We start from the raw sequence: 25,875 nt of genomic DNA, 5'->3' as shown, positions 1-25,875 counted from the left end.
GCCTTAGCTTTTATATGCGATTTGTATTGGAATATTATTTATGATAACAGAATAAATTTAGTCTGCCTCATCTATCCAATTCATCTGAATCGCTTCTAAGATACCTTCATTTGAACGCTGTGGATCATCATCAAAGCCTTCTAACTCCGTTACCCAGCGATGCAGATCAGTGAAGCGGATATACTGCGGATCAGTCTCAGGGAACTTCTCGTATAGCTCGATGGCGATATCTAAGCTGTCGGTCCATTTTAGTTTTTGCGGGGTCATAGTGAGTCCTTAATTTTATTATAAATATGATAAGCTCATCCTAACAAACTTCGTTAGATGATTATAGAGGCATTTATGAGAGCATGGCGTAATCATACGCTAGGCGCTTGCATTGACTTGACAGCCACTTGATGAGTGTTCCAAGTAGTGATGACATCGGTTAACTGCTCCCCTGCCATGTCTAATATCGCGGGCGTTTGCTGACCATGTTTACTCATTAGCACAAACTTGGTCATACCAACCGCCATTAATTGGTCTTTTACAAAAAAATGATGTTCAAAATAAACATACTTTTGATCCCAACCTGCTACAGCACTTCTTAGGATCATTTTGTCCAAAAATTTGATTTGCTTGAGGTAAATGACCTCCTGCATAGCGACAATCCACTCAGGAGTTTTGATACCTTTTTGATGGCAGCAAGTCCTTAACCACTTGGTGACATTAAGCTCAATAAACGATAAAAAGCGATAATTTGGCAGATGATCACGAAACCCTAGATCGTGTGGTAATACTCGGTAGTGCCGTATAACTGGTGCTCTTAGCACCTCTTGACTGAGAGTCTCGCTAACCGATTGTTTTTTGAGCGCTTGTTTGAGCAGGCTAGTCATAATAAAAAAACGGAGCAACATGTTCATAAATCATTCTCTTTTATATTAGGGCGTGTCTAAATGCCGCCTACTTTAACGCAAAAAAAGCCACCGGAGTGACTTTCTTTGATGTGTGCTAACTTTTATAAATTAATGACCGCCGCCGTTGATGCTACGTACCATCTCTTCAACCATTTTCTTGGCATCACCAAAGATCATCATAGTCTTATCCATATAGAAGAGACTGTTATCAAGACCTGCATAACCCGTGCTCATCGAGCGTTTGATGACCATCACCGTTTGCGCTTTGGTTACCTCGAGGATAGGCATACCAAAGATAGGTGAGGTTGGGTCGTCTTTAGCAGACGGGTTCACCACGTCATTGGCCCCGATGACGAGTACCACATCAGTACTAGCAAAGTCGGAGTTAATCTCATCCATCTCCATGATGTCATCGTACGGCACATCCGCTTCTGCCAATAGTACGTTCATGTGACCTGGCATACGTCCCGCAACCGGGTGAATAGCGAAGCGTACATTGACGCCCTCTTCTTTTAATAGCTCATATAATTCTTTGACCGCATTCTGTGCACGGCCTTGCGCCATACCATAACCTGGCACGATAATTACGTCACTAGCATTGGACATAAGAAAGCCTGCGTCTTCTGCTGAGCCTGACTTATAGTTCTTTGGCGCGCCATCATCATCGCCGCCAGCGACTGCTGCACTGCCTATACCGCCGAATAAGACGTTGATCAATGAGCGGTTCATCGCCTTACACATGATGTAGGAGAGAATCGCCCCTGATGAGCCAACTAGTGAGCCGGCAATAATCAGCATCGAGTTGCCAAGAGTGAAACCAATACCTGCTGCTGCCCAACCTGAGAAGGAGTTGAGGAGTGACACGACTACTGGCATATCGCCGCCACCAATTGGTGCAATCCACATCCAACCAAAGGCAATGGCTAATACGGTCATGACGTAAAAAGCGGGCAAGGAGTCAGTAATAAAATATACTGCACCAAAACCAATCATCGCGATAAATAATAACGCTTGTACCGGCTTGACCCAGCCGCCATTGACCGTTTTTGCCCAGCTTTTTGCCGCCAGTTTACCAAAGGCAAAGACGGAAGCTGAAAAGGTAATGGCACCAATAAAGCAACCAATAAATAGCTCTAAGCGGGTGACCGTATTGTACTCTTGATCAGAGTGCAGTACCGTTGCTAAGGCGATAGCTACTGCAGCTAGGCCGACTAAGGAGTGCATTAAAGCCACGGTTTCTGGCATTTGGGTCATCGCTACGGTTCTTGATTTCCAGATACCAACAGCCGCGCCTAATACCATTGCGCCGATGATCATCCACATGATCGGACCTTCAGCTAAGAAGAAGGTCGTGATAACGGCGATAGCCATCGCGACCATACCCATGCGATTACCGCGAATTGCGGTTTTGGGACTAGATAATCCTCGCAAAGTTAAGACAAATAAAATAGCGCCAACTAAATAGAACCAGTCCGCATTAGTGGCGATGAAGTTTGTTAAATCGCTCATGCATCACCTCCATTCTCAGTCTTTACTACTGGTGCTTTTTTGGGTTTGGGTTTAAACATAGAAAGCATGCGCTCCGTCACTGAAAAGCCACCAAATATATTGATACTGGCTAAAAACACCGCAAAAGCACCGATCAAACTCGTCGCCGTAAACACTTGGTTATCGATAACGACGGTTTGCAAAATCGCACCGACAATCACAATACTAGAGAGCGCATTGGTGACCGCCATCAAAGGCGTATGCAGGGCCGGGGTCACACCCCAAACCACGTAATAACCCACAAAGATAGCGAGTACAAATACGGTAAAAATTGCGACAAATGGCGTGCTAGCCATGGCGGCGCCAGCTGGCGCTGCTGCTAAAATAGTGGCAATCATTTTATCCTCCTAAAATTTATTCGTTACTGGCAAATTCATTAGTAATATCAAAAAGACTTATAGCTTTAATAGCTCAGATAGCTTAAGCGCTTGTTAGATAGCCGCTTAGTAGTCAGCTACTTAGCGCTTAGCCAAACGCACTTGACCGTCATGGGTCACTGCGAGTGCGCCTTGAATCTCGTCTTCCATATCTAAATGAAGTGCTAGTTTGTTCGGTGCGACGTCGTTATTTGCATCCTCTTCAGCAATCAAAGTCGTGATAAAGTTCACTAAGTTATTGGCATAAAGATCTGAAGACTGCGCGGCAAGTTGGGACGGAATATTTGCCGCGCCAACGATACGCACGCCGTTATCCGTGGTGATGGTTTGCTCAGCAACTGCCCCTTCAACGTTACCACCTGTACCTGCTGCCATATCGATCAACACTGAACCTGCTTTCATCTTATCAAGCGTGGTTTTATGTACTAATCTTGGAGCGTCACGACCAGGTATCTGCGCGGTAGTAATGACGATATCAGCAGCGCTTAGCGCCTTATCTACCACCGCCGCTTGATCTTTCATATACTGCTCTGAGGGCGTCCACGCATAACCGCCAGTTGCTTTGGCCTTTTGCGCTTCCTCCTCACTCATCGGTACGTCTAACCATTTACCGCCAAGCGACTCGACCTGCTCACGCGCAGAGGGGCGCAAGTCACTCGCTTCAACGACAGCGCCTAAACGCTTAGCGGTAGCGATCGCTTGCAAGCCTGCCACGCCGACACCTAAGATAACGACTTTGGCAGGCTTGACTGTGCCCGCTGAAGTCATAAACATGGGGAACGGACGCGAGTACTCATTGGCAGCCAGTAACACCGCTTTATAACCGGCGAGGTTGGCTTGTGAGGACAATACATCCATATTTTGCGCGCGCGACAAGGTACGTGGCAATAGTTCCATTGCAAATACAGTCGCGCCTTTGTTCGCATAAGTCTCTAGCTGAGTATTACGGTAAGGATCAAGCATCCCAACGATAATTTGCTTGGGCTTTAGAGTCTCAGTGAGCTCAGCTGGCAAGTCACTGATAGTGGTAATAATCTGGGACTGCTCAATCACTTCATTACTACTACTAGCAATGTCAGCACCGGCCGTTTGATAGCTGTCGTCTGTATAATAGGCTGCAAGACCTGCGCCTGACTGAACGACGACCTCAAACCCAAGCTTACGCAGCTTTTTGACCGCATCTGGGGTGAGTGCTACGCGGCTCTCAGTTGTACTGTCTGCACTGATAACACCGATTTTCATATCGTCTCCTTACATGCAAATACTTGCCTGATCACAAGCTTTGGCTTTATGGATATATTGAATGATAAAATAGAGGGCGCAAAAAAAGCCCTGCTCAGCTAGTACTCTGTGAAGTAAAGCACTGAGCAAAGATTATCAATTCCCTGAATGATAATGCTATCTTCATCATCTTTTTTTATTATAGAGACATCGTCCCCTACCTTTCATTGTTTAATGATGACTCATAAGTAAATAAAAAGTTAGTAGTTGTGTCTCGGCTATAACTTTTATTGTTCTATCAAAAATTATTGACAATAATAGCAGTATCTAAATTCGTTAGGTGAAATATATTGAGCTTTTAAGCGTGGAGATTATCCCCCTAGTTAATGCGTATCCTCTATAGCTATAGGTTTGTGCTATGGTAGTGTCAAGACGGGTATAAAAAATAAATTAAGTTTCGCTTATTCTATGCATTGACAATCAATTGACACTTAAAAAAGGAGTCCATATGTACTTTGTCCTCTCCCCTGCCAAGTCCTTAAATGAAACGGACGCTGTGCCTTTAAACCTTGGTAACTATTATAGCCAGCCTGCCCTCATTGAAGACGCCGCGCAGCTGATAAAAAACCTCAAGGCCAAAGATCCGATTGATTTACAAGAGCTTATGAGTATTTCTGATGATTTAGCGCAGCTTAACGCGGAGCGTAATCGAGCATGGCAGATGCCGCATGACTCTGATAATGCCAAGCCTGCCGCCTATCTGTTCGATGGTGACGTCTACACTGGTCTTGCCAGCTACGAGATGGATAAAGAGACCATGCTTTATCTCAATGAACACTTAGGTATTTTGTCTGGACTTTACGGGGTATTGAAACCTTTAGACTTGATGCAGCCGTATAGACTTGAGATGGGAACTAAGCTAAAAAACAAGCGCGGTGATAACTTGTATGAGTTTTGGGATGAGCAAATCACCGATGCTATCAATACCCAAATGGCAGATAGCGATGACAAGGTGCTTGTCAATCTAGCGTCCAATGAATACTTTAAATCGGTAAAGAAAAAGGCCTTAGACGCGCAGATTATTACCCCTAGATTTGAAGATGAAAAAAATGGTACGTATAAAGTGATTAGCTTTTATGCCAAAAAAGCGCGCGGACTAATGGTGAAATATGCGGCAGACAACAAGCTGACCAAAGCGGAACAACTCAAAGAGTTTGATTTGGCAGGTTATTATTACGTTGATAGTGAATCTGATGATAAGACGTGGACTTTTAGAAGGGATGAGGCGGATCAGTAAGATTTAACACTGTATAAAATTAACGTAAAAAAACCCCGATAAGCTAAGCTCATCGGGGTTTTGTTTTTCTAAATACTAACTTATAAGTACTATAAAATCTATAATACTAAGCAGTACAGGTTAAGGGAATGATTACATCATGCCGCCCATACCACCCATGCCGCCCATACCACCAGCGCCGCCGCCCATAGCTGCCATACCGTCATCACCTTGTGGTAAATCAGTGATCATCGCTTCAGTAGTGAGCATTAGACCAGCAACAGAAGCAGCGTTCTCTAGAGCTGAACGAGCCACTTTGGCCGGATCTAAGATACCCATCTCTAGCATATCGCCGTACTCGCCAGAAGCCGCGTTGTAGCCATAGTTACCGCTACCGTTTTTGACTTCGTTGACCACTACTGAGGCTTCTTCGCCAGAGTTGGTGACGATTTGACGCAGTGGCGCTTCCATCGCGCGACGTAGGATATTGATACCGGCGTCTTGATCGTCGTTGTCGCCTTTTAGCTCAGATAAAGCATTCATCGCACGAACTAAAGCGACACCGCCGCCAGGTACGACGCCTTCTTCGACCGCAGCGCGAGTCGCATGTAGCGCATCATCAACGCGATCTTTCTTCTCTTTCATTTCCGTCTCAGTTGCCGCGCCGACCTTGATAACCGCTACGCCGCCCGCTAGTTTTGCCATGCGCTCTTGTAGCTTTTCTTTATCGTAGTCAGAGGTAGACTCTTCGACTTGACGTTTGATAGAGTCAACACGCTCATTGATCGCAGTAGTTTCTCCTGCGCCATTAACGATGACGGTGTTTTCTTTACCAACAGTGACTTTCTTCGCGGTACCCAACTGCTCAAGGGTTGCTTCTTCTAGGCTTAGGCCGATCTCTTCAGAGATAACCGTACCACCGGTCAAAATAGCGATATCTTGTAGCATCGCTTTACGACGATCACCAAAGCCAGGTGCTTTTACGGCACAAGTTTTTAGGCCACCGCGCATATTGTTCACTACCAAGGTCGCAAGCGCTTCATTCTCAACGTCTTCAGCGATGATTAGCAAAGGCTTGCTCTGCTGCATGACTTGCTCAAGTAATGGCACGATCTCACGAATATTGCCGATTTTTTTGTCAACCAATAAGATATACGGGTTTTCAAACTCAGCGGTTAAGCTATCTTGCTTGTTAGCAAAATATGGGCTGATGTAACCACGGTCAAACTGCATGCCTTCGACCACTTCTAGAGTGTCCTCAAAGCTTGAGCCTTCCTCAACAGTGATAACGCCTTGCTTACCGACTTTTTCCATCGCCTGCGCAATCAGCTCACCGATTTTGGTGTCTGAGTTAGCCGAGATAGAGCCGACTTGGGCGATAGCTTTTGAATCGTCAGCTGGGGTTGATAACTGGTGAATCTCTTTTACCGCTTCACGTACCGCTTTATCGATACCGCGCTTAAGATCCATAGGGTTCATGCCTGCAGCGACTGATTTCATGCCTTCTTGCAGAATAGACTGAGCCAATACCGTAGCAGTGGTGGTACCGTCACCGGCGACATCATTGGTGCGGCTAGCCACTTCACGCACTAACTGTGCGCCCATGTTTTCAAACTTATTTTCAAGCTCGATCTCTTTAGCAACCGAAACGCCATCTTTAGTGATAGTCGGCGCGCCAAAAGATTTATCGATCACCACGTTACGACCTTTCGGGCCTAGTGTAACTCGTACCGCGTTTGCTAGGACGTTTACGCCGTCCATCATCTGTGTGCGGGCATCAATGCCAAACTTTACGTCTTTTGCCATGTTAAATTGCTCCATTCGTTATTTTAGTTCATTAGGTATCATTCAATTCATCTTAATGAAGAGGTTAGGGTTTTATGATTACCCTTCTAACACCCCTAATACATCAGACTCTTTCATAATAAGTAGCTCTTCGCCGTCGACTTTTACGGTTTGACCAGCATACTGACCGAATAAGACTTTGTCGCCGACTTTAACGTCCAAAGTGCGGACTTCACCGTTGTCACGAATCTGACCGTTACCCGTCGCTAGTATTTCACCTTGTGACGGCTTTTCTTGCGCTGAACCTGGTAATAAGATACCACCAGCGGTTTTGGTTTCTTCTTCTATGCGGCGTACGACAATACGATCATGTAAAGGACGAATATTCATCGATAGGACTCCAAAAGTTGTTTGAATAAAAAGTTTCGTGTCAGCCCAATAATAGCAGCGTCGTCCAGCTTTTGTTGTTGACTACGCTATAGACGCGCTCTTATAGACTCGCTTTAATAATAAGCTTCGAGCTTGTCTCAAAAAGTGGGGGCATACGCGTAGAGCTTCAAGGGCGTGGCCCAAAAATTTACAAGAATAGTGCTGATAAAAATCATCTATCCTAAGCTAAGAGCAAGCTTACTGACAGGATGTTACTGAGTCTAAATAGTGACTTCTTTTGGGTAACCTCAGCTACAAGAGCCAAACGTCTGCTTAAGAGTCGAACCTTGAAAATGTAACAAGGTATGACCATTATAATAGCTGACAACATAGTAGCTGATAATGAAATCATAAGGGCTACTGATCCGCTTTATTAAATTATAAAAATCCTTGTGAATTATTATAATGAATCCTAAATAAAAAAAGGACGATTATAATAGCGTGCTACTGGTATAAATTTTCCTTGCGTGCTGCATTCTTAAAGGCTGCGCAAAATTTATCTCAGTAGCACTGTATTTATTTCATAGTGGATTGACTATAGCTGTATAATTATTAAGGACTATCCATGACTTTACTATCTCTTTTAACGCCCTTTAATACTCAAAAACGCAGCAACAACAAACGACGTACTACGCTAATCACGGGCGCTAGTATCGCTGCTATTGGAGCTTTATCTATGACCGCCCCTACTCTGGCTAGCGCCAAAACCATTCAGCCTTCAACCGCTGATTATAGCTTTACCGTTGAAGATAAATACAAAGGTAACGCGACTCGCACCTTAAAAAAATCAGGCAATACTTGGAACTATAATGTAAAGGCTCGTGTTGCCGGCGTCGCGAGTGCGTCGCAAAGCAGTACCTTTACTATCATGGGTAATAATGTCAGTCCTTCTAAGGCTAGCACCACTTATAAGCTCTTAGGTATCGGTCGCACCCATAATCTAAGTTTCGATTCGGCAGGTAAAAAAGTTACGAGTAGCTATAAAGGCAAAACCACGACGTCAAATATGGCGCAGCAAGCTTTTGATGATTTGAGTTTAGAAGTGCAAATTCGACAAGACCTATTAAACGGTAAATTCTTAGGTAACTACTACATGGCCAAAAAAGATAAAGTAGAAAAAACACCTTTCAAAAAAGTGGGCAATACGAAAGTAACCGTACCAGCGGGCACTTTTGATACCGTACGAGTCGACCGTATTCATGATGATAATAGTCGCTCAACGAGCTTTTGGCTCGCGCCAAGCTTAGATTATCTGCCAGTCAAAGTCAGTCAAATCAACGACGGTAAAAAGATGGATTTAGAATTGAAAAAGGTACGTTAGGCGATAGCACATTGAAACTCCTAGGTTCAAAACTAAAAATCGGCGCTCTACTGTCATAGGTAGAGCGCCGATTTTTTATGTCAGAGAATGCAACTATTTTTCTCCTTTATTCATCGACGGTAAGCGCTTGAGCAAGATAAACAACCAAATATTTATCGCCAGTAATAAAGCAAAATCCAGCCCATAAACTAAAATCTCTGTCCAACTACTGCCATAAATGCGAGTGAATAATACTACGCCGCTAGCTCCTAGATAAACTAAGGTCAACATACTACTAACCAGTAGCATATAAGGGGAGCGACCGCGCACTATCGAAGGAGTGATGATAAAGGCCGGTATCAGCCACAGGCCATGCCAAGCGATACCACCAACGATATCCGGATTACTTGGATTAAACAAACTAATAAATATCGGCAATACTAAGAGCCGATATGCTATCCACACTAGCCAGGTGCGCAGTAAGCGCTGCTGCATAGGCGCAATGAGCTTTTTTGGCTTGACGGCTCTAGCCGGTTTAGGACCAGGCGTTTGCTTAGAAGGCGTAGAAGTTGTGGACATTAGCGGCGGTATTTTCCTAATTTATAGCACGTTTTTATCATTCAGCTTTTTTCATTAAGCTAACAAGCTTTAAGCCCTTAGCGCTTCCAGTTCGCTTGCAACAGCGCTTGAGCAGTAATGGCAAGCCGGCGGCCTTGGGCAATGGCCAATTCGCGCTCATCGTCTGATATAGGCTGATCATGGGCGGCGCCGCTGACATGACTAGCACCATAAGGAGTGCCACCACGTTGGGTGCGATTGAGCGCAGCCTCACCATAGGGCAATCCTACGATCATCATACCGTGATGCATCAGCGGCAACATCATCGTCAGTAGCGTGGTTTCTTGACCGCCATGCATAGAGCCTGTTGCGGTAAATACTGACGCGGGTTTGTTTTGTAGATTACCTGCCAGCCACAGTGTCACGGTATTATCCCAAAAGTACTTCATAGGAGCCGCCATATTCCCAAAATGCGTTGGGCTGCCTAAGGCCAATCCAGCGCAGTTCTTAAGATCGTCCATAGTACAGTAAAGATCGCCCTCGTCAGGTATAGCCGCTTTGCTCGCAGTCGTCTCAGCCGCCACTGTCGGCACCGTACGTATACGCGCGGTCATGCCAGCATCTTCTATCCCTTGAGCAATGGCATAAGCCAAGACATTGGTGGTGCCATGACTTGAGTAATATAGCACTAATACATAGGGATCGATCTGACTCATGGGCAAGGCTTCCTTTTGGGTTATACTCATTGAAATGATTCGAGTGCAGGCTACATTATGCCCGAGTCGTTGACTGACATGCAAACCGACTGCTACTGCCTAGCATTTTGACACAAATAAGTGGCAACTGAGGCTAGGACATTTTGTTACACTATTGTCACCTCCCTCCTTCTACATGGTCAATATGGAAAAATTAACTCAAAAATTTCCTTTTTTACAGCAGCGCTGGTTTAAATTTGTAAGGTTTTTGATTAGGCATTTTTTTGAAGATAACTGCCAACAAAAAGCCGCATCTTTGACCTACACCACGATGTTGTCAATTGTACCTATATTTACGGTACTGCTGATGATTTTGTCTTCAGTGCCCGCTCTAGCTTCTGCCCGCGCGCAGATATATGAAGTCATTTATAGCAATTTATTGCCACAATCGAGCCTGCAAGTCAGTAAATACATCAATAACTTTGCCGAAAAATCGACTAATTTAACGGCTATCGGGATAATGATTTTATTTGTCACCACTATTATGACTTTGACCACTGTTGAGCGCGCTTTCAATCAGATTTGGCGCGTGGATGAACGCTCAGGTGGGCTCAAAAGCCTGCTGCGTTATTGGACAATTATTACCTTAGGGCCTTTAGTTTTGGGGACGGCTTTTATTGCCTCAAGTGCGGTACAAAGCTTGAGTTTTCTAAATCGTCAAATAGCCGGTTACGGTATTGATTGGTCTTTTTGGGTACAGGTAGTATCAATCGGCATTACCGTAGCAGGTTTTATTGGTATGTATTGGTTTATCCCAAAAGCGCGCGTACCAGCGAAAAGCGCCATTATTGCTGGGGTGATTATAGCTGTCGTATTTGAGCTGCTCAAGCATGTATTTGGTACGGTCATGACCAACTTCACCAGTTATGAGGCGATTTATGGTGCCTTTGCGGCGATTCCAATCTTTTTATTATGGATCTATTTGTCATGGAATCTGATCTTATTAGGGGTTGAGATTAGTTATACCGTTACTATTTTTGAGACTGAAGAGGTCTATCCGCGTCATCCTTTACTAAGTTTACTCGATATGCTGAACTTGGTTTATAGCCGCTATCTAAAAGGCGAAGCGGTTAGTGAACAGGAGCTGCGTAACGTCTTGGGCCGCAAGGAGCTGCCTAAATGGTATATTTATATTAATTATCTCAAAGATAGCAATCTCATCACTATGACTGAAGATGATGATTACGTGCTCAAAAAAGATTTGAGCACCATGACGCTATGGGATTTTTATCGAACTCTGCCCTATCCCTTGCCTATCAAAGACGAGCTAGATGAGATGACGCTAGAGGATCAAGAGCCGTGGCTGAGCTTACTGGTCGATCGTTTTGAGGATACAGAAGCCTTTGCTAGACAGCAGTTAAACCTGCCACTAGCCGATATATTTGCTCATAGTCATCCACGCAAAAAACATCCGACCAAGGCTAGTAAGCCTCCTAGCTTTAAGAATAAACGGACGCCACCTTTTGAACCTGAAGCTTATGATAAAGACAGTGATATGTCTGAAAATGATGACGAGCCGCAAGCGGTCATCCCTAGAGATAGTGCAAAAGCGGTAAGCAGAGACAACCATAAACAGCAGCACAAGCGGATGAATCAGCACGCAATTACAGCTGATAGAAATATCATCACTGAAGCAGATAATCCGAATTAGGGCAAAAAGAGTAGCGATTCATTTTTTAAATACCAGTATAAATTATAAAATTTAATTGACCAAACAAGCCCATTCATTACTTTTGGTTTTCTTTGGAACAATTTTTATACGCTTCGTCAACATTGCTGTTATATTGCCCTTTAAATTATAATAAATAATAAGGGCTCTGTTTTGAAAAAAACGATGGTACTTCAAACTAAAGTATTGAGTATTACTGTTATCTCTATCATGCTTTCCGCTTGCGGTGAAGATAGTGACAGTACTCCTCCCGTAGTAAAACCGCCTTTGGTTACAGCACCTGAATCCAGTACTCCTTTAACACCGATTGAACCGAGTACGCCGATTAAACCTAGCGTACCTTTAACACCGCTTGAACCTAGCATGCCAATTAAGCCTAGTCTTCCTTTAACCCCGTTAGAACCAAGTACGCCAATTAAGCCTAGTCTTCCTTTAACGCCGTTAGAACCGAGCACGCCAATCAAACCTAGCGTACCTTTAACGCCGCTTGAGCCAAGTACACCCATTAAGCCTAGTGTACCTTTAACGCCGCTTGAGCCGAGTACGCCTATCAAACCAAGTGTACCACTCACGCCGCTTGAACCAAGTACGCCTATAAAACCTAGCATACCTTTAACACCGCTTGAACCTAGTACGCCTATCAAACCTAGTGTTCCTTTAACGCCGCTTGAACCAAGTACGCCGATCAAACCTAGCGAACCATTAACGCCACTTGAGCCAAGCACGCCGATCAAATACCCAGAACCACAAAAAGACCGTGCTGATTACTATCTATTAGGTTTCTTTGACTATAACGGTGCAGGTGAGACGCGCGATATCCGTTCTGACTTACTAGGCTCTTTCCAAGCCATGATTCAATTTGGGCAGAATCATACGGTAGATCCTCACGGCAACGAAGCAAAAAACATGCCGCGCCTAACCGCAGAAAAAGAGGCGTTATTACTGGTTACGCCTACACTTGAGATGGGTGCGATCAATGAGCTGGTTGCTGAGATTTACCAAGATGGCCTGCTATTACGCAGGGTCAATTTAGACGACCCGACCCAAATCCCAAACTCTGATCAAAACAACAGCGATGATAGACCACGTGTCGCCTATAGTAAGCGGGCTTGGTCAACCAAACTCAACTGGGAAGAGGTACAAAGCGGCCTCAAAGTTCGCATCGTCGATGCGCAAAATCGTAGCGGCGAATTGTCAGAAGATAAGATAGATTTTGCTGCTCCAGGCGAATTGATATTGACCAATATTCGTCTTGGTCTTTTGAGCGCAGTGACTGTAAATAACAATGGTCATTATATGCTGCTACAACCAGAAAAGGCGGGCGCAGATTATTTCCAGACCATTCCAGCAGCACAAATGACTATCGCTAAATACGATGACGTCGTGCTTGATCGGGTGATGGTAGCGAACGGTACTATTTATGATACGGCTTCAGGTAGTAGCTCTGAGGGCGGCGTATATAGTGGCGACATGCGCGAAAATACCGCAAAATCAACTTTTGGTGTTGGTATTAACCTCGCCAATTGGGGTGTCACTAGTGCTTCTATGCAAAGCCAAGAACAGCCGCAGCTCACCCAAAACGTCAATGCGCATCACGCTCGTGGCAAATACGCGAACGGTATCTTCAACCATGGCTTAAGCGGTGGTAATGGCATGCTGACTTTGATCGATTCGGTCGGCAATGAATTTAGTCACGAAATTGGCCATCATTATGGATTGGGGCATTACCCAGGTAAAGTTGGCGATAAAAAATTCTGGTCAGAGCACCATGCCGATAGTGGTTGGGGGTTCATGCCGCTTAGAAATAGAATGCGGGGTAACTTTGAATGGTGGCGTAAAGATGTCGGTCCCGGTACTGAAGACTCACCTACTTTCTTAGGTCAATATGGCTATGGTCGTGACGCCATGTCGGGTGGCTCTAATAACAGTGACATCTCGCGCTACACCCATTACACCGGCTATAGTACGAAAACCAAAATTCAGCCAGCCTTCGATCGTTACATGTTTGCCAGTGACTCAGTGACGGGCTATAAAAAATGGAATGCTGAGCGTCAAAGAATGCAGATCGTACAACCTAAAGTGCCAAGATCTAATAATGTTTGGTACAACAGCGCCGATGGCAACTATTTAAGACCGCGTTTGCAGGGCGTGCCTGTCTATACTATTTTAGGCGGTTATGACCCTGTTGAGCAAAAGGGTATTATTTATCCGGCAGCGCGTGGTAACTGGGGTAACGTCTTTGATTTACCGGCGGCGAGTAGTTCAGCTGACGTCGCTAGCTGCTGGCTGACCGTTACTTATAGTAATAATATGGTCAATAACATTGCCCTTGCCCCTCATCGTATGAATGGCAATGCCAATAAATTTCATGTCAATTTAGCAATCTCTGAAAATCCTAGCAAAGTCGATTTGTATTGTAAAAAAACCAACGAAGCACAGGTATTATTATCTTCAACGACTATTGGTCCATATAGCGACCCCATCAAGCCAGCCGTTACCTTTGGTAAAGAGCATGGCTTTAGCGCCTTAAGAAAAATCGAATTACCACTATTAGCGCAGCAACTTATCACCCAAACGGCCAACCCGACTATCAATTTGGACGCCGAGGGTGAGCTGATATATCACTCTTATAAAGATGATCGTGATGCGCTCAGTCAAGCGCTCAGCCCGCTTGCCTTTCAGGTACTCGAGCGTTATGAGCAGCAACAACAGACCATGTATCGCTTAAATCGTTGGGTCAATGTGTATCGCACTGATTTAGTCGAGGGCGGGCCGGAGGTCATCACTGCCTTTCAGAAGTTTATTGCAGAGTTAAATCTACGGGATGACCAACCTTTAGCAGATGTCAGTTCACTGCTTAATGGCAATAACTGCCTAAAAGTTGAGACATTAGAAGATGGTAAGCTCAATGCTTTTATCAGCGGACCAAGTGCTTGCACAGGAGATGACTCTGAGCAATGGATTCAAGACAGCAAAGGTCGTATCCATAATAAAATGGCGATAGATCAGTGCCTCATGCCGCAAGGTGGCAATGTCATTAACCTAGCCCCTTGTGATGATCAAGCAAGCTCGCAAGTTTGGCAAATGGATGTATCCGCCAACGCCATCAAGCAAGGCAATCAATGCTTTGACTTAGAAAATGGCTATTTAAATAATAATCGAGCCCGCTTAATTCGTTATGGTTGTAATAATGGCGGTAATCAAAAATGGACGATGCTCACACAAAACTCAAGCGTGATATTATCTAGCGCTGGTAAAAACCTACCATTAATTGTAGATATTATGCAAAAACAAAAGATTATGGCAAGTAATAGACAAATTCAATTAGCAACTGTAGATACTGTAGAAGAGCCGTCAATGCTAGAGAAATTGAGCACGACGATAAGTACTTGGTTTTACAGTCTAATAATTTAGTAAATAATTGTACAGAAATTCTTACTTACTCATGTACTTCTGGTGTTTAGCAGAAATGAACTAGAATAAAAGAAGCACCAAGCCTCATTCTCACCTTAACCAATAAATAAGCTCTTATATCGTATAAGGGCTTGTTTATCGTCGCTTATTTTATAATATATAGTTACTCATTATATATTTTATAGTAAGGTAGTTTACTCTTAAGACTTTTCATTTAAAAAGGCTCGCTTAGTTATTTTTGATGAGTAAGACTTAACACTATTTTTGGAGTCTGCAGCAGTGAGCGAACATACTAATAATAAGAAAAATTTACCGCATCGCTTAGTAGCCATGATTTTGCGTAGCTTTGAGCAGTTCGCAGGCCTTCTATCGATGCAAACCTTAACCAACCTCCCTGACCGTCTAAAAAACTTATGGCAAGTGCTACGCAGCTCTTATTGGTTTATTCCTACTACTTGCGTGCTAGCGGGTATCTTATTAGCGCCACTGCTGATCAGCATTGATCAGCAGTTTGATCGTGCTGCAGTGAGCGAAATCAGTTTTGCGTTTACTGGCAGTGATGAGGCGGCGCGGGCGATCATGACGGCGATTGCAGGTGCAGTATTGGGCGTCGCTGGTACGACCTTTTCGATTACCATTGCCGTACTATCTATGGCCTCATCACAGTTTGGCCCGCGGCTATTACGTAACTTTTTAACCGATACGCCCAATCAGTTTGTGCTTGGCGCTTTTATTGGTACCTTTAGTTATAGCCTACTGGTACTTAAGTCTATTCATAAGCAAGACGTTGATTTTGGCGTTCCTGAGTTTGCGGTGACCTTTGCTATCGTTATGGCGATCATTTGTGCCTTGCTATTGGTGTATTTTGTGCAGCATATGGTACATGCTATTCAGGCTTCACATGTGATTCAAGGCGCTAGCTATGATGTCATTAATAGCGTCGAATACTGGTATCCTGATCATTGTGACATTGAGCATCAGCGCCATGTGGCGCGCGGCGATGTCGATGCCTATCAGACGTGGTCTGCTACGGTTATGTATGCGCCAAGCTCAGGCTATTTGCAGCAAATTTATATCGAATCGCTTATTGTGCTTGCGCAGGACTATGGCGGCGTCATCCAGCTGTGTAGCAATTTAGGCGATTTCGTCACTGATCAAAACGTGATAGGCTACTTTTATCAGCGTCCGCCTCATCATAGCAGCGATGTGCAAAAGTCTAAAACACCTGATTTAGTGGTATTACCGCGTACTCCTGATGGCGACTTTTGGCGTCGCTTTGCCGCCAACCTTCACATCGAGCGTCGTCCTTCACACTTAAACGATATCTCCTATAAATTAGGACAAATAACTGAGATTGCCATACGCGCCCTCTCCCCTGGTATCAATGACCCACGCACCGCTGTTAATTGCGTACAGTCGTTGACGGTGTGTTTGAGTACCATGATGCGCCGCCAGCAGCCAAGTCCTTATCATTTTTATATACCGCCGCTTGATGGAGATAGCGATGACGTGGCTGTCAATCAGTCCGATAAGGCGATACTGTCACTGGTCACAAAAACGCTTGAGGTATCAGACTTTCTTGACACCTCACTGGGGGAAATTCGCCGCTACGCGATCGCTGACTTAATGGTACTAAAGGCGCTGTGCCGCGCTATGACCGACCTCAACTGTGCTCGTGTCAATAACGCTCAGCGACAAATGCTGATGCATGAGCTAACTTTGATTGAGCGTGCTGGCCGTGCGAACCTAGCTCACAGCGAGCTGGTTGATGATCTGAGTGCCATGTGCGAGCAAGCGAGGCAGTTTATTCAAGGTGATGATGCACAGCGTCAGCACTTTACTTATACTAGTACCTTTGCAAGCCATATCAATAAAGCGTTAGCAAGCCAATCTAGGTAATTTAACACTATAAATTTTGCGTTTTACTCTGCCCTTATATTTACCTTTACCTGAGACAACTTTATGGCATCTACCTCCGGCCTAAGCATCCTTGAGATCAGTGCTATCTTCCTATCGATAACCGCGCTGCTAAGCTACGTCAATCACCGCTTTATCGGCTTACCAACCACTATCGGAGTGATGGTGATCTCCATTTTGCTCTCGATCTTTGCTATATTTTTGGGATTTTTGGGCTTCGATCAGCTGATCGATTACGAGATCAGCTTATTAGATCAGCTTGATTTTACTGAAGTCTTGCTAGATGGCATGCTCTCTATGTTGCTGTTTGCTGGTGCTCTGCATGTCAACATCAGTGATTTGCGCCGCTATAAGCTTCCTATCGGTATATTGGCCTGTATTGGCACTATCATCTCAGCGGTTCTTATTGCTACCGCGATTTATTTGATGCTACCGCTGCTAGGTTTTGGCCTACCTTTTATTTGGTGCTTGTTGTTCGGCGCTTTAATCTCACCGACAGATCCTATCGCAGTGATGGGTATCTTGGCCTCTGCGGGCGCGCCCAAAAGCTTAGAAACCGTTATCGCAGGCGAGTCGTTATTCAATGATGGTATCGGCGTTGTTATCTTTGTCATTTTGCTCGGGATTCTGACTAGTGGTGATATCCCAACCGCTAATTATGTGGCGCATACTTTAGCAGTTGAAGCTGGCGGCGGTATTGTTTTTGGCTTAGTGTTAGGCGCGATTTTGTATTATATGCTCAAAAGCATTGATAGCTATCAAGAAGAGGTGCTCTTGACTTTGGCAGGTGTCATTGGCGGTTATGCGCTCGCTAGCTATTGGCACTTGTCAGGGCCACTAGCGATGGTGATGATGGGCTTAATGGTCGGGAATCGCGGACGCGCCTTGGCGATGAGTGATAAGACGCGTCACTATATTGACCTGTTTTGGGAGCTCATCGATGAGATTCTAAACGCTATTTTATTTGTCTTAATCGGTCTTGAGATTGTGATAATTGCTTACTCTAGCAACCTATTTATCGCTGGTGGCCTGACCATTATTATCGCTTTACTAGCGCGCTTTATTGTCGTGGGTATGACTACAAAAACTTTTAGTCGACAGCTTGACTTGCCCGATGGTGCTTGGAAAGTATTAACTTGGGGTGGTTTGCGCGGTGGTATATCCGTCGCCTTGGTATTACAGTTACCCATAGGCGCTGAGCGCGATATTTTATTGGCCTTGACTTATGCCGTGGTTATATTTTCAATCTTAGTACAAGGCTTGAGTGTCGGCAGGGTCGCAAAGAGCATTCGTCATGATGAGCCTCCAGCAAAAGCGATTCTATAAGCTTTAGTAGTTCTTATCTAAAACCTAGCCGGCAGCACTGTTATATCAAACCTTTACGTTTCATATTGCGATAAACCACAATGACAATGATAACGTTCAATATGAGGATGAATAATTTAAACCAGTCAAAAGGGCTAGCAAACAGATAATACAATTCAACCGGAATAAATATACCGTAGCCAAGCACGCTGAACCAATAAGCCCAAGTCCTATCTTGCCATAAGCCATAAGCCTCGATAAAACGAATACTCGCGTAAATACAGATAAAGAGTAAAAATAACGGCCAATTCTCACTGGCTCGCTGCGCAATCGCGACGCTGCTCTCAACCTGCGGAGCTAATAGCTGTCCAAAGTACTGCTGCCAAGACACCGTCGCTGTCATCAGCCATTGCTGAAGGTCGCTGTGCCATAGCCATAGTGCTCCTGCCCCTAACAGCGCGCCCACGCCTTTGACAATCTCGTAAAGGGCAACCGCTTTTATCGATTCGCTAGCCGCGCTTTTATTTGGCCTAGCCGTGTTAGACAAAGAAAGTCTCCACAACTCGGCCCTGCAGCTGCTGCGCAAAGAACGGCGTATTTTTGCCATTAGAAAGCATCGTCTCGCTCGTCACTTGCCATTCCACATTCGGATCTACCAAGATTGCGCCACCTGTGTTTTCATACTGAGCGCTGATACCGGCAATTTTTGCTGGATTAAGGCATATCTTATCGACCAACTGATTTAAGGTTAAAATCTTATCACGTACCAGCTGACAAGCAAGCGCCATAAAAGTATCGAAGTTAGAAATGCCTGGGGTGCTCTCAGCAAAAGGCGCTTTTTTGGCGGTCGCATTAAGAGGTTCGTGATGACTACAGATCGCATCTATCGTGCCGTCCTGTAGACCACGGCGCAGCGCTTGCTGATCAGTGTTACTACGTAGCGGCGGCAACACATAAGCTTGGGCATTAAACCCTTCCAAATTGTCATCGGTGAGATACAATTGATGCATAGCCACGTCACAAGTCACCGGCAAGCCTTTATCTTTCGCCCAGCGCATCAGCTCAACTGAGGATTTGCAAGACAACTGACTAAAGTGCGCGGCAATACCAGTCTCCTCCACCATCAATAACTGCGTAGATAAGGCCACGGTCTCAGCGATCCAAGGAATACCTTGGAGACCATGATATGAGGCAATGTAGCCTTCATGCGCGACCCCTTCACCAGAGAGACTTGGCTCATCAGGATAAAAAAAGACTTTTAAACCAAAAGTGGCCGCATATTCTAAAGTGCGCAATAACACTAGATCATTAGCGAAAGGCTGACGTGCATTTGAAACAGCGATACAGCCGCCTTTTTTTAGGCCGGCAATGTTAGAGGGATTATCGCCTTTTAAGCCTTCGGTCAAGGCACCAAGGATATGCAAATAAATACCGCCATCTTCAAGCGCGCGCTCACGCAGGCCCTTGAGCAGCGAGCCATTTTCTAAAATGGGGTTGGTATCCGGCGGAATCACCACATGCAAAAAGCCATTAGCCCGAGCAGCACGTCCTTCTGAGATTAGCGTACCATGCTGCTGTTGCCCCGGTTCGCGCAGACGCGCGCATAGATCAACTAGTGGCGGTAATACCCACATCTCGCGATCAGTTGCTGATGTTGCTAACTGTGCCGTCGCCGTGTCTGGCAGTGATTTTTTGAAGGCTTCTGGGAGTAAGTTGTGCATCTGAATATCAGAATTTGTGTAAGTTGTCATGAGCGTTATTACCGTGTCAATAAGGAGTATAAATAAGAGTAAAATAGCGTAGCGGGATATTAGGGTCTGTTTGACCTTGCCTCTCTGTCACTGACAAATCTTAGCTACGGGCCGCTTGATGCGCGCGCTGTCCTTCCATCGCCAAAGCCAACACCGCCATACGAATAGCCACCCCATTACTGACCTGCTTTAAGATTACCGACTGTACGCCATCTGCCACACTAGATGCAATCTCAATGCCGCGGTTCATCGGCCCTGGATGCATAATGAGTGCATCAGGCTTGGCTAGTGCGACACGCTCAGGGGTGATGCCGTAATGTTTGTAGTACTCACTCGATGAGGCAAGCAGCGGCGAGCCAATCCGTTCGTTCTGTATTCTAAGCCCCATAATGACATCGCAGTCGGTGACACATTCATTCATATCTTCATAGACATTTACACCAAAGCGCTCGATACCTTTAGGTAAAAGCGTTCGCGGCGCAATCACTCGGATATCTTTAACCCCTAACGTTTGTAGCGCACTAATATCTGAGCGTGCTACGCGTGAATGCTTAATGTCGCCAATAATCGCCACCGATAGCTCCTCAAACGGTCGCCGCGCTTCACGGTGGATCGTGAGCATATCGAGCATGCCTTGGGTTGGATGCGCGTGCCAGCCATCACCGCCGTTGATGATAGCAATATCTGGGGTGACCTCTGTGGCCATGAAGTGCGCCGCTCCTGAAGCCGAGTGACGCACCACAAAAATATCCGCGGTCATCGCTTGCAAGTTCCATAGCGTGTCGCGTAAACTCTCCCCTTTTTTGGTACTTGAGCGCGCAATATCGATATTGAGCACATTAGCGCCCAGACGCTTTTCTGCTACTTCAAAGGTCGTGCGTGTCCGCGTTGAGGGCTCAAAGAACAAATTCATTACCGTACAACCCTCAAGCTCAGGCCGGTTCAGTAACTGCCCTTTTTCATCAATAAAAGTCTCGGCCTTGGCGATGATGCTTTGAAGTTGCGCCTTATTAAGTCCTTCTACCCCTAAAAAATGGCGGATTCTGCCATCGTCGTTGAGCTGCGGGCGACTAAGAGAGATATCGAGCTGCTTGTGGATAGCTCTAGGATCGACCTTAGCGTAGTCCGTGGGCGAGGTATTAGCGGTTGAACGGGTATCATTAGAAGTTGTCATAGTCGCGAATCTTTATTATTAATTTAGAAGAAAGATTTTATAAAATGGGTTTTATATAGATCTAGAGGCTCTAAGCTGTAAAATTATGAGCTAACAGCAAGCCTATAATCACAGACAAAAAGACTTTATAGCACTTATTTGCTACACTTTACGTGACTGCACTGCTGTCGTCGATAAGATAATAACAAATCAGTAGCAAAGTCAGTAATAAGGATAGTGTAGCTGATTTTAGTAGTCGCACAAAGGCACCGTGTTGTCTATTTATCGCGCTTATTTATCACGCTAAGGCATTATTGCCTGTTTAATAATTTTTGCAAGCACAGATAGCACTAGAATAGCCCTAGATAAGCGATGAGAATAAAATAGTAATCACTCATATTGTATCGAATATTATCGGATAACTATTGAACAACTAGAGCGCTTTGAACTTCCGTTGCCCAATACTTTTAACCTCTACCTTTATACCTCTTAGGAAACTCTATGATTACCTTGGCACAATATTTAAATGAACACTCCACAAACCCCGCGGTCACTGAGCTTATTACGACGGTTACTGAGGTGGGTAAAACCATCTCAAAGTTATTACAAAAAGGCGCTTTAGCGGACATCTTAGGAGAAGCGGGTAATCAAAACGTCCAAGGCGAAGAGCAAAAGAAGCTCGATGTGTTAGCCAATGACTTATTGTTAGAGGCTTTAGCGAACAATAAACATTGTGCAGGGGTGGCCTCAGAAGAGCTCGATCATGCGACGCCTGCTAATAAGAACGGTAGTCTACTTATATTGTTTGACCCCCTTGATGGCTCATCGAATATCGATATCAATATGGCAGTGGGTACTATTTTTTCTATCTTGCCGTATCAGAGTCAAGGGCAAGTCAGTGCAGATAAGGACTTTTTGCAAGCCGGCAATAAACAATTAGCCGCTGGTTATTTGCTATATGGTACGTCTACCGTATTAGCACTCACCATTGTCGATAGCGTTGTTATGTTCAGTCTAGACCCAGACACTGGTGATTATCTACTGATAGCAGACCAGGTGCAAATCGATGCGGATACTAGCGAGTATGCTATCAACGCCTCTAACTATCGCTACTGGCAGCCGCCTATGCAGCAGTATATTGACGAGCTGATCGCTGGCAAGACTGGCGAACGCGGCCGCGATTTTAATACTCGCTGGGTGGCAGCAATGGTCGGCGATGTGCACCGGATCTTATGCCGCGGTGGTCTGTTTACCTATCCATTCGATAGTAAAGATCCTAACAAGGCCGGTAAATTGCGCTTAATGTATGAAGCCAATCCGATGAGCTTACTCATAGAGCGAGCGGGCGGTATGGCAACAGATGCCGTTACACGTATCTTAGATATTGAACCCACCGATATTCATCAGCGCGTACCGGTGGTGCTCGGTAGCAAAAACGAAGTGGATTACGTAAAACAGCTACACTCAGCGCAAGATAATCAATAAGGTCAGCTAGCTTAGTTGCAGCTTTTGCTTTGCCGTCTTTCGTCTTTATTTAAATTGTTCCCTTAACTTAAGTTATTGATTATGACCCTCAGACCTATCGAGCGCATTACCTCGGATAAGAACCAAGCGGTAAAGCTAGCAAAGGCGCTACTTACTCAAGCTCGCCAGCGCAAAAAACAGCGTCAGACTGTCATCGAAGGCGTACATTTGCTAGATGCGGTATTACGTAGTGATTATCCGCTAGTACAAGTGTTATTAGCAGAGTCCATGCAACAGCACCCAGAAGTTCAGCAAGTGCTCAGACGTTTGCCCACTTATACCAGCATTGCCGTTTTATCCGACTCTTTATACGCCAGCATCCGTAGTTTAGGCGCGGGTATCGATATTATGGCCATTATTGATATACCTAGCCCTGAGCTGTCGTCTGTTACTGAGGATTGTTTGATACTAAACGATGTACAAGATAGCGGCAATGTCGGGACTTTGCTACGTACCGCAGCGGCTGTGGGTATTAATACTGTGCTCTGCACTACCGCTACTGCCCAAGCTTGGTCCCCTAAGACCTTACGAGCTGGCATGGGGGCTCAGTTCGCACTTGATATTTTTGAGGGTTTGAGTATTGAGAATATTCTAGAAAAAGTCAAAGTGCCGCTGTTAGCCACTAGCTCCCATACCAATACTCTTATCTATCAGCATGATTTGCGCAAGCCTCTTGCTTGGATTATGGGTCACGAAGGTCAAGGGGTTAGCGATGAGCTGATGCAGTGCGCGACCCCTATCGCGCTACCGCAGCCCAACGGTCAAGAGAGCTTGAATGTGGCTATCGCAGGGTCGCTATGCCTATACGAGACTTTGCGGCAAAGACAGTATAGCTAAAATCCCTAACCTCTTATGGTTTCAAGCGATAACTAGCTGACATATGGGTTCGCTCGTAGCCATTTAGTGGCTAAAAACTTCGTGCCTTTACTCACCGGCATGCCAGCGTGTAGGCTCAAAGGTTCAATACTACCGTCAAACTTGGTATTAGCAAAATATAATGCCATGCCTTTTTTGGGTCTGACTTCTAAATTTATCTTAGGAAAGTTAGTACCGCCGCCAGCCTCTACATCCGATAGATACATCAGCAAAGTACCTACGCGTTGGCCGCCTTTACCGATATTTTTTTGATAATTTTCATTTTTAGGATCAAAAAAATCATAATGTGGGCGATACTCTTGGCCCTTACTATATTGTAAAACCTGTAACCCTTCACCATGAACCACTGGCCAATGTAATAAGGCTTCTATCCTATTTTCTATCGTCGTTATCAATGGCGTAGCGCCGCGTTGAAAGCCGTAGCTTTTACTGGTTCTAGCATCGTGCTCTGCAAAAGTACCATCGACAGGGCTTACAACTCGAGAGTCTCGCATTTTCCCTTCAGTACTGCTTATCAGTTGATCACATTCTTTATGACTTAAGAAGCTCTCAATAACAGCGACAAAGGGAGGGTAAAAAGTCGATGCCAGTCTAACAGTCTTATCCGGCAGAACTATCGAGTTATGACTCATATCCATATAAGGGAGATTGATAGTACCTGATTGCTGCGACATCAGCTCATAAGCTGCGCCATAAAAACCTCTTTCAAAAAGCGTGTTAATGATTTTATGATAGGCAACGCCGCGATCTATATTCTTTGCGATCCACTGCTGCCAAGTGGGTTCTAATTGTAAAATTGCATTCATACTTACTCTTTCTCCTCTCGTCCATGAAAATTATCTTAATAGCATTATAGGGTCATATATTAGACTAAACAAAGCCTGTATCCAATAACCCTGCCCTAACCAATAACACTTAGGTTTAGGGCGTGTTTTTATAAACTATCAACTTATCTCACAATAAAAACTCAGCCTAATAAAAAGCCCCGCTATATCATAGCAGGGCTCGTGTAATGTAAATTAAGTATATTGATAGTATGAGGATTTAAGCCTTATACTTTGCTAGTCAATTCAGGTAAAGCTTCGAATAGATCCGCTTCTAAGAAGTAATCAGCAACGCTAGCAATAGGCGCTTCTGGATCATTATTGATCGCCACGATAACTTTAGAGTCTTTCATACCTGCTAAATGCTGAATTGCACCAGAGATACCAGCGGCGATATACAGTTGCGGCGCAACGATCTTACCTGTTTGACCGACCTGCATATCGTTTGGAACATAGCCTGCGTCTACAGCGGCACGTGATGCACCGATAGCAGCGCCTAGTTTATCCGCTAGAGGCTCAATGTATTTAGTGAAGTTTTCACCATTTGCCAAGGCACGACCACCAGATATGACGATACCTGCTGAAGTGAGCTCTGGACGATCTGAGGCGGCCATTTCTTCATTGACAAAGCTTGACTTACCTGCATCTTGTACATTATCGATAGTTTCAACGGTAGCTGAACCACCTTCACTTGCTACTGGATCAAAAGCAGTCGTACGTACAGTTAAGACTACTTTTTCTTCAGAGGTTTTCACCGTTGCAGTCGCGTTACCGGCATAGATAGGACGCTCAAAGGTTTGTGCATCTACTACTGCTGAGATCTCAGACAGCATGCTAACGTCAAGTAGCGCTGCAACGCGAGGCATGAAGTTCTTACCGGTTGTGGTAGCAGCAGCGACAATATGGCTGTAATCGCCAGCGATATCCGCTACCAATAGCGCAACGTTTGCTGCTAGTTGATGCTCGTAAGCGGCATTATCCGCTAATAAGACTTTGCTGACGCCTTCAGCTTTTGCCGCTTCATCAGCAGCTGCTTGTGCGCTACTGCCAGCAACTAGTACATGAACGTCATCACCTATCTGTTTCGCAGCGGCAATAGTATTTAAGGTTGCCTTTTTTAGACTGGCATTGTCATGTTCTGCATATACCAAAATGGCCATTGTTCTTATCCTTTATATATTCGCGTAATCGTTTATGTGCTTTAATATCTATGATGGCAGCTTCTGTGATATATCTTATTCTCTAGTCTCTATCTTATAAAAGAACTTAGAAGAAGCTATATTTTGAGAGAATTCAT

22 protein-coding genes are annotated in these 25,875 nt (G+C 44.9%); 8 read left to right on the top strand and 14 right to left on the bottom strand.

The window, feature by feature from the left end:
• Nucleotides 1-57: 57 nt before the first annotated feature.
• The 5 genes from iscX to ACS8E3_RS10985 all read right to left on the bottom strand — a co-directional run bounded on the left by iscX (nucleotide 58) and on the right by ACS8E3_RS10985 (nucleotide 4,063).
• On the bottom strand, nucleotides 58-267 hold the full coding sequence (gene iscX, locus ACS8E3_RS11005) for a Fe-S cluster assembly protein IscX (RefSeq protein WP_011279849.1): 210 nt from the start codon (nucleotides 265-267) through the stop codon (nucleotides 58-60).
• A gap of 92 nt (nucleotides 268-359) precedes the next feature.
• Entirely contained in the window at nucleotides 360-902 is a 543-nt protein-coding gene (locus tag ACS8E3_RS11000; RefSeq protein ID WP_439244150.1) for an acyl-CoA thioesterase, read from the bottom strand.
• Between the two features lie 102 nt (nucleotides 903-1,004).
• Entirely contained in the window at nucleotides 1,005-2,405 is a 1,401-nt protein-coding gene (locus ACS8E3_RS10995) for an NAD(P)(+) transhydrogenase (Re/Si-specific) subunit beta (protein ID WP_439244148.1), read from the bottom strand.
• Nucleotides 2,402-2,740 (bottom strand): proton-translocating transhydrogenase family protein, encoded by a 339-nt coding sequence (locus ACS8E3_RS10990; RefSeq protein ID WP_298972492.1) that lies wholly within the window; start codon nucleotides 2,738-2,740, stop codon nucleotides 2,402-2,404. Before ACS8E3_RS10990 ends, ACS8E3_RS10995 begins: the two co-directional genes overlap by 4 nt.
• 162 nt (nucleotides 2,741-2,902) lie before the next feature.
• Nucleotides 2,903-4,063 carry a Re/Si-specific NAD(P)(+) transhydrogenase subunit alpha gene (locus ACS8E3_RS10985; RefSeq protein WP_439244146.1) on the bottom strand — a complete coding sequence of 387 codons (1,161 nt, stop codon included), beginning with the start codon at nucleotides 4,061-4,063 and terminating at the stop codon, nucleotides 2,903-2,905.
• A gap of 487 nt (nucleotides 4,064-4,550) precedes the next feature.
• Here ACS8E3_RS10985 and yaaA point away from each other — a divergent pair, with 487 nt between their 5' ends.
• Nucleotides 4,551-5,339 (top strand): peroxide stress protein YaaA, encoded by a 789-nt coding sequence (yaaA, locus tag ACS8E3_RS10980; RefSeq protein ID WP_439244144.1) that lies wholly within the window; start codon nucleotides 4,551-4,553, stop codon nucleotides 5,337-5,339.
• A 132-nt stretch (nucleotides 5,340-5,471) separates the two neighbouring features.
• On the opposite strand, the gene groL is transcribed toward yaaA, so the two are convergent.
• Both groL and ACS8E3_RS10970 read right to left on the bottom strand, forming a co-directional pair.
• Complete coding sequence (gene groL / locus ACS8E3_RS10975; protein ID WP_439244142.1) at nucleotides 5,472-7,124, bottom strand: chaperonin GroEL; 1,653 nt, start codon at nucleotides 7,122-7,124, stop codon at nucleotides 5,472-5,474.
• A gap of 78 nt (nucleotides 7,125-7,202) precedes the next feature.
• Complete coding sequence (locus ACS8E3_RS10970; protein ID WP_201588135.1) at nucleotides 7,203-7,493, bottom strand: co-chaperone GroES; 291 nt, start codon at nucleotides 7,491-7,493, stop codon at nucleotides 7,203-7,205.
• Nucleotides 7,494-8,097: 604 nt separating this feature from the next.
• On the opposite strand from ACS8E3_RS10970, the gene ACS8E3_RS10965 reads away from it, so the two are divergent.
• Nucleotides 8,098-8,853, top strand: a complete 756-nt coding sequence (locus tag ACS8E3_RS10965; RefSeq protein ID WP_439244141.1) for a DUF3108 domain-containing protein — start codon at nucleotides 8,098-8,100, stop codon at nucleotides 8,851-8,853.
• A gap of 93 nt (nucleotides 8,854-8,946) precedes the next feature.
• Here the strand turns inward: ACS8E3_RS10965 and ACS8E3_RS10960 are convergent, their stop codons facing one another.
• Together ACS8E3_RS10960 and wrbA are read right to left on the bottom strand one after the other, a co-directional pair.
• A complete protein-coding gene (locus ACS8E3_RS10960) occupies nucleotides 8,947-9,411 on the bottom strand; it encodes a hypothetical protein (protein WP_439244140.1) in 465 nt (154 codons plus the stop codon).
• 77 nt (nucleotides 9,412-9,488) lie between these two features.
• The gene (wrbA, locus tag ACS8E3_RS10955) at nucleotides 9,489-10,106 is read right to left on the bottom strand and encodes an NAD(P)H:quinone oxidoreductase (RefSeq protein ID WP_439244139.1); all 618 of its coding nucleotides are present in this window, start codon (nucleotides 10,104-10,106) and stop codon (nucleotides 9,489-9,491) included.
• 184 nt (nucleotides 10,107-10,290) lie between these two features.
• Between wrbA and ACS8E3_RS10950 the strand changes: the two genes are divergently transcribed.
• The 4 genes from ACS8E3_RS10950 to ACS8E3_RS10935 all read left to right on the top strand — a co-directional run bounded on the left by ACS8E3_RS10950 (nucleotide 10,291) and on the right by ACS8E3_RS10935 (nucleotide 18,471).
• Nucleotides 10,291-11,796, top strand: a complete 1,506-nt coding sequence (locus ACS8E3_RS10950) for a YihY family inner membrane protein (protein ID WP_439244137.1) — start codon at nucleotides 10,291-10,293, stop codon at nucleotides 11,794-11,796.
• A 171-nt stretch (nucleotides 11,797-11,967) separates the two neighbouring features.
• Nucleotides 11,968-15,228 (top strand): M66 family metalloprotease, encoded by a 3,261-nt coding sequence (locus ACS8E3_RS10945; protein ID WP_439244135.1) that lies wholly within the window; start codon nucleotides 11,968-11,970, stop codon nucleotides 15,226-15,228.
• Between the two features lie 279 nt (nucleotides 15,229-15,507).
• On the top strand, nucleotides 15,508-17,127 hold the full coding sequence (locus tag ACS8E3_RS10940) for a DUF2254 domain-containing protein (protein ID WP_439244133.1): 1,620 nt from the start codon (nucleotides 15,508-15,510) through the stop codon (nucleotides 17,125-17,127).
• 63 nt (nucleotides 17,128-17,190) lie between these two features.
• Complete coding sequence (locus tag ACS8E3_RS10935) at nucleotides 17,191-18,471, top strand: cation:proton antiporter (protein ID WP_439244132.1); 1,281 nt, start codon at nucleotides 17,191-17,193, stop codon at nucleotides 18,469-18,471.
• Between the two features lie 40 nt (nucleotides 18,472-18,511).
• On the opposite strand, the gene ACS8E3_RS10930 is transcribed toward ACS8E3_RS10935, so the two are convergent.
• The 3 genes from ACS8E3_RS10930 to ACS8E3_RS10920 form a co-directional block, all read right to left on the bottom strand.
• The gene (locus ACS8E3_RS10930) at nucleotides 18,512-18,997 is read right to left on the bottom strand and encodes a DUF2127 domain-containing protein (RefSeq protein WP_439244130.1); all 486 of its coding nucleotides are present in this window, start codon (nucleotides 18,995-18,997) and stop codon (nucleotides 18,512-18,514) included.
• Nucleotides 18,990-20,171 carry a dihydroorotase gene (locus tag ACS8E3_RS10925; protein ID WP_439244175.1) on the bottom strand — a complete coding sequence of 394 codons (1,182 nt, stop codon included), beginning with the start codon at nucleotides 20,169-20,171 and terminating at the stop codon, nucleotides 18,990-18,992. The genes ACS8E3_RS10930 and ACS8E3_RS10925 overlap by 8 nt, the downstream gene beginning before the upstream one ends.
• 130 nt (nucleotides 20,172-20,301) lie before the next feature.
• Nucleotides 20,302-21,375 carry an aspartate carbamoyltransferase catalytic subunit gene (locus ACS8E3_RS10920; protein WP_439244128.1) on the bottom strand — a complete coding sequence of 358 codons (1,074 nt, stop codon included), beginning with the start codon at nucleotides 21,373-21,375 and terminating at the stop codon, nucleotides 20,302-20,304.
• 480 nt (nucleotides 21,376-21,855) lie between these two features.
• Between ACS8E3_RS10920 and ACS8E3_RS10915 the strand changes: the two genes are divergently transcribed.
• Together ACS8E3_RS10915 and ACS8E3_RS10910 are read left to right on the top strand one after the other, a co-directional pair.
• Nucleotides 21,856-22,839, top strand: coding sequence for a class 1 fructose-bisphosphatase (locus tag ACS8E3_RS10915; protein ID WP_439244127.1), 984 nt, complete (start codon nucleotides 21,856-21,858; stop codon nucleotides 22,837-22,839).
• 81 nt (nucleotides 22,840-22,920) lie between these two features.
• Nucleotides 22,921-23,715, top strand: a complete 795-nt coding sequence (locus ACS8E3_RS10910) for a TrmH family RNA methyltransferase (protein ID WP_439244126.1) — start codon at nucleotides 22,921-22,923, stop codon at nucleotides 23,713-23,715.
• Nucleotides 23,716-23,747: 32 nt separating this feature from the next.
• Here the strand turns inward: ACS8E3_RS10910 and ACS8E3_RS10905 are convergent, their stop codons facing one another.
• Nucleotides 23,748-24,560, bottom strand: coding sequence for a 2OG-Fe(II) oxygenase (locus ACS8E3_RS10905; protein ID WP_439244125.1), 813 nt, complete (start codon nucleotides 24,558-24,560; stop codon nucleotides 23,748-23,750).
• Nucleotides 24,561-24,805: 245 nt separating this feature from the next.
• Nucleotides 24,806-25,738 (bottom strand): electron transfer flavoprotein subunit alpha/FixB family protein, encoded by a 933-nt coding sequence (locus ACS8E3_RS10900; RefSeq protein WP_439244123.1) that lies wholly within the window; start codon nucleotides 25,736-25,738, stop codon nucleotides 24,806-24,808.
• Nucleotides 25,739-25,875: the final 137 nt, after the last annotated feature.

It is taken from the genome of Psychrobacter sp. 2Y5 (assembly GCF_051847375.1).
Taxonomy (GTDB): Bacteria; Pseudomonadota; Gammaproteobacteria; order Pseudomonadales; family Moraxellaceae; genus Psychrobacter.
This window is presented reverse-complemented; position numbering and strand designations above follow the sequence as displayed.